The organism is Acinetobacter psychrotolerans, assembly GCF_048552595.1.
In the GTDB taxonomy this organism is placed as follows: Bacteria; Pseudomonadota; Gammaproteobacteria; order Pseudomonadales; family Moraxellaceae; genus Acinetobacter.
Map to the genome: position 1 here is coordinate 53710 of NZ_JBIMDK010000007.1, position 13799 is coordinate 67508.

A 13799-nucleotide genomic window follows, 5' to 3' on the forward strand; every position below is an offset into this window, starting at 1 on the left:
CACAAATATAGTTTCAGCAATTATTTTACCTATTGATTTAGACACCTTGTGAATACGGTGTTTAGTCGCTTTATTTCAAAGCAAAACTCACAATTTAATATTTAAATTCTCAGTGCTTGTCATTGGGCTGACGTTTATCTCCCGAAAAATAGCGTTCAGTCTATCAAGCCAAAAATGATATGTAGAAAACAATGCAAAATTTAGTGCAAAAAGAACAAATGACCAAGTTGAGTCGTGCCACGCTGATGTTTCCATTGGCATTGGTTCTATTCGAATTTTCAGTCTATATCGGTAATGATTTAGTGCAACCTGCCATGCTTGCGATCACCAAAGAATTTGGTGTGGACAGTGTTTGGGCTCCATCTTCCATGTCCTTTTATTTATTGGGCGGAGCATGTGTCGCTTGGCTCATGGGACCATTGTCAGATCGGTTAGGACGTAAAAAAGTTTTATTGGCAGGTGTCATTTTTTTTGTGGTCACCTGTTTACTCATTCTACTTACCCACAATATTGAAACATTCTTGGCATTAAGATTCTTACAAGGCTTCGGATTATCTGTTATTGCTGCTGTTGGCTATGCTGCAATTCAAGAGACTTTTGAAGAACGAGATGCAATTAAAGTCATGGCACTCATGGCAAATATTTCTCTGCTTGCACCATTACTTGGCCCTGTATTGGGTGCATTCATGATTGATCATGTGTCATGGCATTGGGGCTTTATTGGTATCGCATTTTTAGCCTTTTTAAGTTGGTTTGGACTAAAAGCAAAAATGCCCGATCGTCAAGTCAATAAAGCAAAGCAGCCTTTAATTTATATCTGGGATGACTTTAAAAATATCTTTACCAATAAAACTTTTATGGTCATGACCTTAGGTTTACCTATGCTCGCCATGCCATTAATGCTTTGGATCGCATTGTCACCAGTCATGCTGGTGGAAGAACTGGGTTTAACCAGTATGCAATATGGCTTAGCGCAATTTCCTGTATTGGGCGGCTTGATTGTAGGTAATATTGTCCTGATCAAAGTGATTGATCGTTATGCTTTGGGTAAAACGGTATTGGTTGGTTTACCGCTGATGCTCTTGGGCACAGCGATTGTTGCACTGGGCGTGATTTGGCAAGAATATTTTCTCTACTGCGTTATTTTGGGTATGACCTTAGTGAGCTTTGGTGAGGGGATTAGCTTTTCTGTGCTTTATCGTTTTGCTTTGATGTCATCTGAAGTTTCTAAAGGTACGGTTGCTGCTGCTGTTTCGGTGTTAATGATGTTTACTTTCTTTTTTGTGATAGAAGTTGTACGTGTGCTGTATGAACATTTCCACCTTTGGGCTTATGCTTTGTCTTGTTTGGTTTTAATTCTCTTGTGGTTTACTTTGCCACGAATATTTTTGAAAAAAATTATGCAAGAACGACAGGCGAGAGGTGAGTTTTAGATTTTTCACTGCTTAGAATCCCCTCCCGAAGGAGGGGGCGCTTGGCATTATCTTTATTGGGATGAAAGTTCAAATAAAATTGGATGAGAAAGCAGTTTAGACTTGCTCAACTTTTTTCAATTTATGATCAAAAACAAAGGGTCCAAAAGGTAAAATAGAAGCGGTCAAGCCCAATATAAACATTTTGATTGACCACTTTTGCTTTTCACAAACTACAAATAAAATAGCTAAAAATACAATGAAAAGTACGCCGTGCCCCATGCCGACATATTTTACTAAAATAGGATTATCCCAAATATATTTCAAAGGCATCGCAATAAACAGTAGAAGAAGAAAGGAAATACCTTCCATAAAACCAACAATACGTAACGTTTTGATACTCATGGTCACTTAGTCAAATGAGAATGAATATCGAGTGTAGCTGAATTGGATGAAAAGTTGAACAAAAATAAAGAGAGCAAGCGTGTTTTAAATTCAATAATCAGCATGAACTTACATCGCTATATTTTTAAAGTATTCAATCGCGCCATTCTTATGAGATCCTCTTGATCACATTTAGATTTATTTAATCTCTAATTTGAGTAATGTTGTTTTTAATTTTAACAACTCAGGTAAGGTTTCCAATAATAAGCTGATTTGTTTGAGTGCTAATAATAAATTATCAGATAAGTTATCTTGTTTACTCAAGAGCTTAATTTCATTCAGCTTGGCATGAATTATTTGTTCATCTAATGGTTGTTGATTCAGCAGTGCATCGTTAAGCGTTTGTTTACACCACAACATTAAATCTAAAATTCGTTGCTCATATACTTGCTCACGATGGCTACCTAAAGCTGAAACATAGCTGAGTTGGCTATGGCTATAAACCAAGTACCTGAAAGCATTGTGAATTAAATCCTGATTGGGATTGGGTTCGGTACTTAGACTCGAAATCATATTCGATAGTTCAATTTGGGCATTGTGTGCAGAACGTCGAGCCTTGCGGTAATCCACACTATTGTTTTTACCGTGTTGATATTGCTCAACAATAGCATCGAAATAATCTAAAGTCGCTTGAGTAGTCTTTAAAATATTGTTGGAAATATTACGAAAGTTCCAATCTGGCCAGATGAAACTCACGGCAAACCATGCAATTAAACAGCCTAAAATAGTGTCAATAATTCGAGGTAAAATAATCTCATAACCTGCACCTTTTAGGTTGAAAATCAGTAAGACCATCAGTGTCGCCATTAACGTTGCCATGGCATATTTTTTAGAGCGTAAATAGAAAAAATAGACTCCAAAAACAATAGTCAAAACCAACTGACCTTCAATACTTGGGACAAAATAAAGTATTGGAATACCTAAAATCACACCCAAAACTGTACCTAAAGTTCGCAGTTTTAAACGGCTTTTAGTTGCAAAATAACTGATTTGGCAAACAAATAAACTGGTGAGTAAAATCCAATAACCATTCTTGGCAAAAGGTAATAACGAGATGGTATAACCTAGAGCAAAAACAAATGCGATTCGTACAGCATGGCGGAAAAGTGCTGAATTGGGAGTTAAATTCTGCTTGATTTTAAGCCATAAGTCTTGAATGCCGTGGATATCATCATCCAATAAATTCAAATTATCACGATGTTGGCTATAACTTTGTTGGTAATGATCTTGTTCAATACTCAAGTTAATGAATTGTTCTTGCAGATTTTTTAGATTATTTAAAACCAAAAGTAAATTTTTAACTTCTAAATTATGTGGGTTTTGTTGAATCCATTCGTGCATCGAGCTTTCTAAATTTTCTAGTGCGACTGCATTTTCTATATTGGTCTGAAAAATTTGACGTTTTAAAATAGCTTCAGCCAATTTTTGACAATTAATGGCTTGTAAAAGGACATTTTTTTGAATCCGATAGACTAAATCGGTACGGCTAAAGTTCTGGTGGATTTGTTCATAATGTAAATAATTCGATGTGACTTGTTCATGAATATCTTGTGCTAAAAAATAGAGATTGAGCCAGTAAATGGTATTTGTATTGGCACGAGATGCTTTTAAACGGGTGAGTAGCGATGCTTTGGTGGTATTTAAGTTTTGTACCACCATGCTGTTTTGTAATGATAAATCAAATAAAAGCTGTTCTACATTATGAGTATTATCAGGATCGAATAATCGTGCCTTAGATTTTAATAGCGCTGAGAGGGAGATGAAACTTTGCGATAAATTGTCCTGTACAGCTTGTGTCGGTTTAAGTAAATAGAAAATGATTGAGCTTAATCCATACCATAATGTACCCATAACAAAGTATGTAGGTTGCTGATACCAATCAGAATATTCACCTAAGCCGAACATGGTATAAATGGATAATAGCACTGTGCCAAATGAAATAGTGGCATAGCGTTGCCCCAGTGCGCCCATTAAAATAAAAGCGGCACTAGAAAGTGATAAATAGATTAAAAATAATAACTTATACGGATAAAGGAACTCTAATATGCTACTGACACTAAAAAATAAGATACAAACAAAACCCAGATTTCGTAAGCGTATGGTCAGACGATCATCAAAATCGGTTAGTGCTGTTGCAATTGCACCCAAGGTGATCGGAACGATAAGCGCCTGTAAGTTTAGAAAATACAGCCCAAGCGTTGTACCTGTTAAAACAATAAAAATCTGTAAACAATAAATCAAAATTGAGTTTGATTTGAAGTTAAAAAGAAGATCTTTTAGGTTATTCACAGGATTACATTCTGATTGAGATAAGTAGGCTATAGCGTGATCTTTTTTTGAATTAGAGTCAATTTTAGATCCTTTTTTATTATTTAAAATATTTTGAAGCACTCTCCTTCAAAAAGGAGAGGCGAGGGAAATTAAAAATCGAGATCAAAGACAATAGGTTATTTATAAGTTTTAGTGAATTACACCACAAGCAATACGATCACCGCCACCGCCCAATGGTTTTGGGTGATCGGAATAGTTGTCGCCACCTGCATGAATCATGATCGCTAAGCCTTGAACATCGGCAAGTTTTAAACGCGGCGCAATGACTGTGGTATTGGCATTACCATTGGAGTCTACGTTCAGTACAGGTAAATCACCCATATGCCCTTCATTTGGTGTGCCATGACCCGTTTTATGCGGATTAAAATGACTGCCTGCTGCTATAGCAGCACCCATTTTTCCGTCTTTTTCGGCAGGCTGACAAGACCCTTTTTCGTGAATGTGGAAGCCATGAAAACCTGAAGGTAGTTCAGTTAAATGTGAACTTACACTTAAGCCCTTCATGGTGTCTTGTAAAGTAATTGTCCCAATTTTTTTACCAATACCTTGTGCGGAGACCAGATTAATATCAACCGTTTGTTGTGGGGTGTTGGATGCTTTGAAGTGCTTTTGAGTTGTTGTACAGCCGACTGAAGTTAAAGCCAGAAAAGAACAAAGAAGTGAAGTCTTAAGAATTGTAGATGACATTTGAGCATCCTAGTCATGAAGTTATTTCAACTATTCAAACAAAACTTAGGATGCGAAACAATGTGATTTAAATAACTGATTGTATGACTTTATTAACCGGCTTTTCTATTTAGGATAAGATCTAGCAGACACTTTGCTTAGATCTTTTTTTCATCGTCATCTATATCGTATGCCAAAGTCGCTTCAGGTAGCGGTTCAGGATCAATGTTTTCATGTAACCATTCACGCCAAATGGCTAAAAGAATAGCTAAAATAACAGGGCCGATAAATAATCCGACCAGTCCAAAGCTGGCTAATCCACCTAAAACACCAAACATAATCAATAAGAATGGAATTTTGGTTGCACCTGAAATAACCAATGGACGGATAACATTGTCGGCAGTGCTGACGACACAGACACCCCATACCATGACCCCAATCGCTTCCACAGTTTGACCTTGTGAAAACAACCATAGTGATACAGCACCATAGGCAAGAGGAGGGCCAAAAGGAATGAGTGCCATGAGGAATGTGATTAGGGTCAGTACCATTGGATTAGGTACATCTGCAACAAAATAGCTCAGACCTGCAAGAATTGCCTGTGCGACAGCAGTTAAACCAACACCATAAACAACGGCACGTGTGGTTTCAGAAATGGTGTCTACATAATGATGAATACGTGGGCCAATCAACATTTCTAAAGCTTTGCGGACTTGTTCTAAAATAGTTTGTCCATCTCGGTAGAAAAAGAACAAAGACATTACGGCAAAACAGAGTTTCACAATATTTTTGGTAATTTCGTTGAGTACGAATTTACCATAGTTCAAATGTCCTTGAATCCAAACACCAATATTCTGCGAGAGCGTACTTGGATCTGCATTAATTTCTCGGACGGTACGACTGATTTCTTTGCCAATAATGGGTAATTCTCGAATGAAATCAGGAACAGTCAAATGCCCAGAAGACAATTGACGTTGAATATCAAAATAGAGATTGCGACCTTCATGTTGCAAAATAAAAATGGCAAAGGTCAGTGGAATACCAATCACCAGCACAGCTAAACTGATCATGATGGACGCACTTAACGTAGGGCGATTGCCAAAACGATGTAGAATGCGTTTGTACAATGGCCAAGTCATATAGGCAATAATACATGCCCATAGCACAGGTACAATGAAGTATTTGAGAATATCGTAACCTAAGAAAATTAGGATAAACAATAAACCAAACAATAAGATACGCTGTAAATTCGAAGTGAAATCTTGCACAAATGACTCTGAAAAGTTGCTGAGTGATTGACTCAATATTAACTTAAAAAACAACTCTGGCAAATTTAAAGCCAGATTCACATTATTTTTTCAAAACAAAGGACTTAAAACCAGTCGCTAGAATCTTCAATTAAAGCGTCTAAAAGAGGTTGCCATTGTTGTTGAATCACTAAAAAATTTTTCTGTGATTTATCAAAAATACTTAAACCCTGCATTGCCAATTGACCATAAGCACTGCGTTCTGAAATCCAAGCCACAGGTTTGTGTTCAATCTTATCAAAAAATTGCTGAATATCCTTTGAACTTGAACTGTTTGCTTTTATACGATTCGCAACAAGATGAACAGCAACTTTACCTTTGCGAATACGCTTAATATCTTGAATATCTTTTAGAAAGCGTTTGGTACTGTCTATATCGAAAAATGAAGGTTGTAAAGGTGTCACAATCGCATGACATTCACTAATCAATTGCTCTGCATGTTCGCCTGCCAAAGCACCTGGAGCATCAATAATTAAGTAGTCGAGTGTTTTAGGTGCATCACCAATAGATTTTTCATGTCGCCAATCCAAACTTTGAATTTCAGCAGCATCGTCAGGGCGTTGTTTTAACCATTGCAAAGCAGATTTTTGTGTATCTGCATCTGCCAATGCGACTTTATAGCCTTTTTGACCCAATGCAGAAGCCAATGTTATTGCTGTAATTGTTTTACCGCAGCCACCTTTTAAATTTGCAATAAGGATTGTTTTCATGATTGGGCAATTTTAAGCAAGTTATCGTTTGATCTAGCTTAGCATTAATTTATCGTGTGTAGGTTACACATGACAAAAGTCTAGTAGTTGTTTACATTGTATCGGTCTGGTTTTTAGGGTTTAAGCATGTCGATTTGGATGGCAATGTTAATTGGTGCATGTCTTGGCATTGTTGTAACCACAATTGTTTTGTCTAGTACACGTAATGGCAAAATTAAAGCGGAATATGAACAATATATTGCAGAGTTAGAATTAGAGCATCAACAGGCTTTGCTCAGTGCACAAAAGCGTAGTGTAAATACCAGTCGTGCAGTTTTAAAAGGCAAAATGGCTGAGCAACTTGCACCGATTATGCCTGAATTTCAATACTTACCGAGCGATGCTAAATTTATGGGCGATCCGATAGATTATGTTGTATTTGACGGCTATACCGACTTCCGTGATGGTGATGGATTAGCTGAGGATATCGAAGTGGTGTTGATTGATATTAAAAGTGGCGGAGCACGTTTAACCAAAGGGCAGCAGGCAATTGCTCAAGCGGTTCGAGAGGGGCGAGTACGCTTTGAAACGATTCGGATCGATTTTGATGGGTGAGTTTAAGTCATAATCGAACTCTCCTTAAGAAGATGTAAGGAATATATTCCGTAAGGAGAGTATTTAAAAATTTTAATTGATCAGTATTAAAATGTTAAATTAGACTTTTTGTGCTCTTGCCATAAACATACGTCGCCCAATTTTAGGCAAGTCATCTGCATCAAAATAATGCTTTTCTGAAAATTTAAAATTGGCATTTAAAAGCTCAAGTTCAATATTACGATTGAGGTGACAACCATCTGCAATAACTTTTTGAACTGGGGTGAGCAGATCTTGTAATTTTTTTAAAGTGTTGTTGTCATGGTATTGCACATGTTCAATTAAATGTAATGTTCCTTGCGGCTTTAATACACGATAAATTTCTTGAATGGCTTTTTCTAAATTTGCAATGCTACACATTGTCCAAGTGCTAACAATACTATCGACAGAATGGTCTGCGAAAGGCAATTTTTCGGCACTGGCTTGAATGTGCTGGACATGAAAAGGTGCTTCGAGAACACGTTTTTTTGCCAATTGATAAACATCTGCATTTGGTTCAAGAGCATAAACCTGATCCACTTGCTGATAAAACGGTAAATTTAACCCAGTTCCAAAGCCAATTTCTAGAATATCACCACTGACTTTTCGAAGCAGTTCAGCACGACCTTCCATCATACTTGGTGTTTGCATAATTTGATTGAGTAAGTGTGGGAAAATTCGTTGTTGATAAAATTTATAAATCATATTTTTTAAACAATTATAGTGATCTTGCTTGGATTCTAACCAATGGCTGTTCTAAATATAAGACAAAAAGATGACTAAATTTCTATATTTTGTTACTGAAACTCTATTTTTAATTTAAGTTTGAATGTTAATACTAAAGCGAGCAAAGATTGTGTATAGCAGAATAACGATAATACGTGATTGATGACGATTTCTATTGATGGAAACTTCATTGTGATGCGCGAATTATTCGAGAGATGAGTGATTGAATGTATAAATTAAGCAAGGGGAATACCATGGCTAAGAAGTTAATCTGTGCAGTCACATTAGCATTGAGTGCTTTTCAGGTTAATGCATTGCAAATTAAAGCACCTTCTCCCGAATTTAATATTGCTCATGGTTTAGCGCCGATTGATCAGCATCAAAAAATTTCTGTATTAGAGCCGTTTAACGGAGAGTTTCGCATTTTAGGTTCAAAAGAATACAGTGATGATGAACAAGCAAAGTTTTCTCCTATTGATTATGCGGTCACTCGCGGATTATTTACCGAACCTGAAATTGCCAGCCAAATTTCGATTAATCAATATGATCGTTTTTTAAATTGGAAAATGGCTCGACCCCCTATTCCTGCACAATATGCAACTCAACTTGTGAGTAATATGCATATTATTCCTGCAAATCCTGAAATTGCCAAAGCAATTAAAAAAGTGAAACGTGGTGATTTGGTTCGCTTACAAGGTGATTTGGTTCAGGTGAATGATAAAAATTTAGTTTGGAAATCTGCTTTAGATTGGAATGGCGTGGGCGATGGAGCATGTAAATTAATACGTGTTGAATCTATTCAGTGGATTGAAAAGCAAAATATCTAATTGTGCATTTGAGCGTAATTCCAGAAAATGTTATGGTATTTTCGCAATACACATTAAACAATATTCAAAATATTAAAAAAGAGTCTGATACATGAAAGGATTAGCGTGTTTTACAATGTTGATGTGTAGTTTAGGATTACTTGCTTGTCAGAGTCCAAACTCCGCCATTCAAGCTAAAACACATGAATATACGCTTAAACAAAAGTGCCCGACTTTGATGAATATGAAAGTTGGTGAAGTGCTGTTATTTAGTGTGCCAGAAAATCCGAGTACAGGTTATCAGTGGCAATTGTTGCAACCTTTAAAAATTTTCAAGACTGAAGAAACCTATTTGCAAAATGGGGCAGGTGATGGTGCGGTTGGTGTAGGTGGAACGAAAACTTTCCGTTTTACTGCGGAAAAACCTGGGCAAGATTTTATTCGCTTAGTCCATATTCGCCCTTGGGAATCGACAAAACAGCCAGATCAGCAGTGGCAATGTCGTATTCGAGTTTCTTGATTTATATTGTTATTTATAATTTTTTTGAAAATGTAGTGTTAAAAAAGTGTCTTCCACTCAAAGAAGACACTTTTTTTATTCTTAAAATTTCTAACAGTGAATCACAGATTCAAATTAACTCTTAGCAGTTGTGGATTTCCAGTGTTCTAATTGTGCATCTGCGCTGAAGATATCGCTCATGTCTTGTTCAGAATCACTTGAGTTTTTAACTTCTCCATTCGTAGATTGTTTTTTCTCATCATATATTTTGGCTTGGTTTTCCCAGTATTGATAATACAAGCCTTGAATATAGCGACCTTGTTCAGTTTTTAAATCTAATTCTTTCAACATATTGAGTGCAGACTCAATACTATCTCGTTTTAATTGATGGTCAATTTCAGCGGTCAGGTTACCCTCAGACGCTCGTTTTTTTAAATCGATTTCAAGGGCACGACTATTTTCAGTAAATTTTTGCTGATATTCATCGAATAATTGAATATCGTGGGCATCATCAGGTGTACTTGGAAAGGTTTTAATCGGTTTGGTTTTGAGTTGTTCTATGACTTCTTGTGAAGCATCTTTAGGTTCAGAACCATTATTTTGCTGACTATTATCTTTGGGCGCACATGCTGTCATTAACATAACAGATATTAATAATCCTGATGCAAGCAAAGGGTTCAAGCGCTTATTCATAAGCTTTTCATTCACACGGCTTTTATTCATAAAATTATTTCCCAATGTATTGTTTAACATGAGTTAAATGGCTAACTTTCGAAAATTATAGGCATAGGTCACATAAGGAAAGCCAATTTCATCTTGAGGACGTTGACCAGTATGCGCCCAAACAATCTGTTCAAACTGTTGCTTTAATTTTAATTGTTCATTTTCAGACATAGCAGCAATAAAACTAGTCGATAACAATCGTTTACTTACGACATTTTCTACCGTGCCAGTTTGTATTTGTGAAAAGACTTTGACACTTTCTAATTGAAATAAAAATTGATGCTCGAAGACAGATTTCCATAGTCCACTGTGGAAACGTGGTGTATCACCTTCGAGGGTTACGAGCAGATCTGCCAATGCTTTGACCCAGTCGATATTCTCATCACGTTGATTCCAAATCAGCCCTAAATGTCCATTTGGCTTTAGAATGTAGTGAATTTCGTTGAGTGTTTCGATATTGGCAAACCAGTGAAATGATTGAGCACATACAACAGCATCAATACTTTCACTTTTTAAAGGAATTTGTTCACTCTTGGCTTGAAGTATTTGTACGTCAGGATGTACTATTTTCAACTGTTCTAGCATTTCTGTGACAGGTTCGACAGCAATAATATTCGCTGTCGCTTGTTTTAAATAAGGAATAAACTTTCCTGTACCTGCGCCTAAATCGACTGCTTTTGAATCTGGGCGAAGTTCTAAGTCATTTTGTAACCATTCCACGACCTCTTGTGGATAATTGGGACGGACTTGTTGATAAAGCTCAGCAGCAGAACTGAAGCCTTTTTGAGCAGCGGGATGCAAGGAATGTGTCATATTTTGCACTTTTTAATCTGACTAGACTCTATAAAATATGACACTTGATGCAATGAATAGGCAAGAGGTCTATTTATTTAATTTCAGCCTACCTAAATGAGAGAGCTTCGGCTTGGTGTTGCAAATGGATAAGCAAATAATTTTTGAAGATGATCATATTAGAGCGATCTATTTAGCCGGCAATTCGGACACATTAGTCCTCTCTTTTGGTGATTTAATCACACGTGCAAAAGGGCTTTCTATCAACGCAGAAAAGTCATTGATGAAGTATGACTATGCAGTGGTTGGGATTATGCCAAAGCAAAAGTCTTGGTTTCCTGCATCCAGTATGGCTGCGCTGATAGAACATTTAAGCCCGATTCTGAACCAATATAAAAACATCGTGGGTTATGGCGGATCGATGGGCGGTTATGCTGCGATTAAATATGCACGAACTTTTAAAATGAATCGTGTAGTGGCTATGGTTCCGCAGTATTCGATTGATCCTACAGAAGTTGATGATAAGCGTTATACCGATTTTTATGATCCTGAACTGAATGCAAATATGCGTATTCAAGCACAAGATATTGTCGAAAATTGTGAATATATTATTGTTTATGACCCCTATTTTGAACATGACAAAGAGCATTATTTAAAAATAAAACCATTGATTCCGCAGTTGCACACTTTGCATTTGCCCTACACGGGACACGATGCGATTGCCGTTTTAGCAAATTCAGCATTACTACATGATTTTATTGAACATCCATTTGATCCGACTTATTTTTATAAGCAAATTCGTGAGGTAAAAAAGAACAGTAAATTCTATTACCGTAGCGTGATTGCGCATTTGCTGGGTACACATAATGAAGCTTTAGGAAAAATTTTAAAAGCTTCTAATATTCAACTGGATAATACATTTTTTGATGCCAGTTTAAAGCAAACGATTACTCGAATTTTACTGACCAATAAACGTGTAGATGAACAAGATCTACAAAAGTTAGGTATCCAAGTTAATTTTGCTTTTGAAAATAAAAATCAATTGCAAGATAACTTTGGCAATATCGTGGTATTTAACGTCATCACCCAAAAACTTGAAAGTTATGACCAACAAGTGATTGATGTAAATGGGAAATATATTATTCCATTGCATGTGGAAGACAGCGGCTTGGCACAAGTTGAAATTAAAAAACAGACCTATTTAATTTGTATGAATGATCGCCGTGTCACCAAGTTGTTTAAACAAGACGATACCTTGTCTTTAGACATGAACCCTATTGTGATTCGCAAATGCCCAGATTTTTATGTACTTTCATATAAAAATTTATATATGAGTTGCGATATTCAAGGGCAAGTCAGTTTTGATGATGAAAGTTTAAATGAGTTTTGTCACTTTAAAATTTCTTAAAGTCGTCGGCTAAGTTAATAATGATAAAAAGGATTTTCATCATTATTAGATCTCTTTCAACATTGTTTCTTTTTTTTAACTGTATGTGCTTTTGAGTTGTATTTACAAGTATTTTATTTTTATAAATTTTTGGAATAAAAAAGAGGGGTACATGCACACCCCCCATAAACTGAGAAACTTTTAGTGTTTATTTATGCTTAAAATCTTCTATTTGCTCTTTTAAATGTGCCAAAATCATTAAAACGAACGCCATTTTCTCGCATCACAGGATAACAATTTTGGGCAATCGCTTGACGAATATAAAAAGGGTCACGAACCACAAAGTGATGAATTGCATGTGTTCCTGCAAAGTTAAAGCAAAAAGCTTGTAAGGGTTTCATGCGCCAATCTGTCCAAACCTGACATTGCTGAACGATATTGCCATCTTCCACATCGCCATAATAATGCATATTGGAACTGGTGAAATGCAGGCTGAATGTACGGAGGAAATTCGGTGCAGCAATGGTTACCGCATAGAACTTTGTGGTTTTATCTGCCAGTTTCCACAGTGCATTACTGGGTTGCTTCATACCCAAAGCTTTCATTGCTAGTTTGGCAACATTCATTAATAAGAAACCATGCCATAAGGCATAATGAATATGTCCCAAAGGTGCATAACTTGCAGTCACTTTTGCTCTTAATTTTAGTTTTTCTGTGTGATCGAGATTTTTCTGCGCTTGTATAAAGCGATTTGTGGTTTTCATCATCAACATCGGGCGTAAATATACTGCAAGCATATTGTCACCTGTCATAAGTAGGCGTTTCAGCCTCCACTTATCACCATTGTTAATGCCTCGTTCTTCTAGGTCAGACTTTGTCCCAGAAGATTTATGATGATGTAAATGAATATCACGACGTGTCCATGGATTGATCGTACTTGGACGGAATGCATAGACTGCTGCAAGCATGCCATTATTCATTTTCTTGTCTTTTCTATAATACATTTGGTGAATTAAATCATGCTCTAATTCATGTAAAATCGACATCCAAAATGCAGATAGTGGAATTGCCACATACCACGGCATTTTACCACGAGAGTACTGTGTTATATTGAAAACAATACCTGTAACGGCTGTTACCAATATACCTAAACCAATGTGGTCTTGGCGTTTAACCAGCCAAGGATAATGAGCACGTAGTTGGTCACCAGCTTCCATAATTCCTTTACGAATTCTGAGGCTACGCTGCACATCTTCAGGGTCAGCAAAAAGTTCAACTTTGCTGTGTTTGGACATTTTCACATCGGAAAGTGGTAAATTCATTTCCGTTTTCCTCTATTATTTTTTGTATGACCACAAAGGAAGAGTTTTAAATCCAACATTTG

14 protein-coding genes are annotated in these 13799 nt (G+C 36.5%); 5 read left to right on the plus strand and 9 right to left on the minus strand.

Translation table 11 applies throughout. The annotated features are described in order from the left end of the window. Window positions 1–191 precede the first annotated feature (191 nt). Window positions 192–1433, plus strand: a complete 1242-nt coding sequence (craA, locus tag ACG94X_RS08320) for a chloramphenicol efflux MFS transporter CraA (RefSeq protein WP_419383259.1) — start codon at window positions 192–194, stop codon at window positions 1431–1433. A 96-nt stretch (window positions 1434–1529) separates the two neighbouring features. Here the strand turns inward: craA and ACG94X_RS08325 are convergent, their stop codons facing one another. The 5 genes from ACG94X_RS08325 to ACG94X_RS08345 form a co-directional block, all read right to left on the minus strand. Continuing rightward, window positions 1530–1817, minus strand: coding sequence for a DUF3817 domain-containing protein (locus tag ACG94X_RS08325; RefSeq protein ID WP_419383260.1), 288 nt, complete (start codon window positions 1815–1817; stop codon window positions 1530–1532). A gap of 177 nt (window positions 1818–1994) precedes the next feature. Then, the gene (gene yccS, locus ACG94X_RS08330) at window positions 1995–4145 is read right to left on the minus strand and encodes a YccS family putative transporter (RefSeq protein WP_419383261.1); all 2151 of its coding nucleotides are present in this window, start codon (window positions 4143–4145) and stop codon (window positions 1995–1997) included. A gap of 171 nt (window positions 4146–4316) precedes the next feature. Continuing rightward, window positions 4317–4874: a superoxide dismutase [Cu-Zn] SodC gene (gene sodC / locus ACG94X_RS08335; protein ID WP_419383262.1), complete on the minus strand. Its 558-nt coding sequence runs from the start codon at window positions 4872–4874 to the stop codon at window positions 4317–4319. A 137-nt stretch (window positions 4875–5011) separates the two neighbouring features. Continuing rightward, on the minus strand, window positions 5012–6121 hold the full coding sequence (locus tag ACG94X_RS08340; protein WP_419383263.1) for an AI-2E family transporter: 1110 nt from the start codon (window positions 6119–6121) through the stop codon (window positions 5012–5014). 104 nt (window positions 6122–6225) lie between these two features. Further along, window positions 6226–6870: a nucleotide-binding protein gene (locus ACG94X_RS08345; RefSeq protein ID WP_419383264.1), complete on the minus strand. Its 645-nt coding sequence runs from the start codon at window positions 6868–6870 to the stop codon at window positions 6226–6228. A gap of 126 nt (window positions 6871–6996) precedes the next feature. Here ACG94X_RS08345 and ACG94X_RS08350 point away from each other — a divergent pair, with 126 nt between their 5' ends. After that, on the plus strand, window positions 6997–7464 hold the full coding sequence (locus ACG94X_RS08350; RefSeq protein ID WP_419383265.1) for a Holliday junction resolvase-like protein: 468 nt from the start codon (window positions 6997–6999) through the stop codon (window positions 7462–7464). A gap of 99 nt (window positions 7465–7563) precedes the next feature. On the opposite strand, the gene ACG94X_RS08355 is transcribed toward ACG94X_RS08350, so the two are convergent. After that, on the minus strand, window positions 7564–8187 hold the full coding sequence (locus ACG94X_RS08355; RefSeq protein WP_419383266.1) for a class I SAM-dependent methyltransferase: 624 nt from the start codon (window positions 8185–8187) through the stop codon (window positions 7564–7566). 275 nt (window positions 8188–8462) lie between these two features. Between ACG94X_RS08355 and ACG94X_RS08360 the strand changes: the two genes are divergently transcribed. Then, a complete protein-coding gene (locus ACG94X_RS08360) occupies window positions 8463–9035 on the plus strand; it encodes a hypothetical protein (protein ID WP_419383267.1) in 573 nt (190 codons plus the stop codon). Between the two features lie 91 nt (window positions 9036–9126). Beyond that, window positions 9127–9534 carry a protease inhibitor I42 family protein gene (locus ACG94X_RS08365; protein WP_419383268.1) on the plus strand — a complete coding sequence of 136 codons (408 nt, stop codon included), beginning with the start codon at window positions 9127–9129 and terminating at the stop codon, window positions 9532–9534. Window positions 9535–9648: 114 nt separating this feature from the next. Here ACG94X_RS08365 and ACG94X_RS08370 read toward each other — a convergent pair whose 3' ends face one another. Together ACG94X_RS08370 and ACG94X_RS08375 are read right to left on the minus strand one after the other, a co-directional pair. Beyond that, on the minus strand, window positions 9649–10236 hold the full coding sequence (locus ACG94X_RS08370) for a hypothetical protein (protein WP_419383269.1): 588 nt from the start codon (window positions 10234–10236) through the stop codon (window positions 9649–9651). A 33-nt stretch (window positions 10237–10269) separates the two neighbouring features. Beyond that, on the minus strand, window positions 10270–11049 hold the full coding sequence (locus tag ACG94X_RS08375) for a class I SAM-dependent methyltransferase (protein WP_419383270.1): 780 nt from the start codon (window positions 11047–11049) through the stop codon (window positions 10270–10272). Window positions 11050–11173: 124 nt separating this feature from the next. Here ACG94X_RS08375 and ACG94X_RS08380 point away from each other — a divergent pair, with 124 nt between their 5' ends. Then, entirely contained in the window at window positions 11174–12436 is a 1263-nt protein-coding gene (locus ACG94X_RS08380; RefSeq protein WP_419383271.1) for a hypothetical protein, read from the plus strand. A gap of 197 nt (window positions 12437–12633) precedes the next feature. On the opposite strand, the gene ACG94X_RS08385 is transcribed toward ACG94X_RS08380, so the two are convergent. Then, entirely contained in the window at window positions 12634–13737 is a 1104-nt protein-coding gene (locus ACG94X_RS08385) for a fatty acid desaturase (RefSeq protein WP_419383272.1), read from the minus strand. Between the last annotated feature and the right edge of the window lie 62 nt (window positions 13738–13799).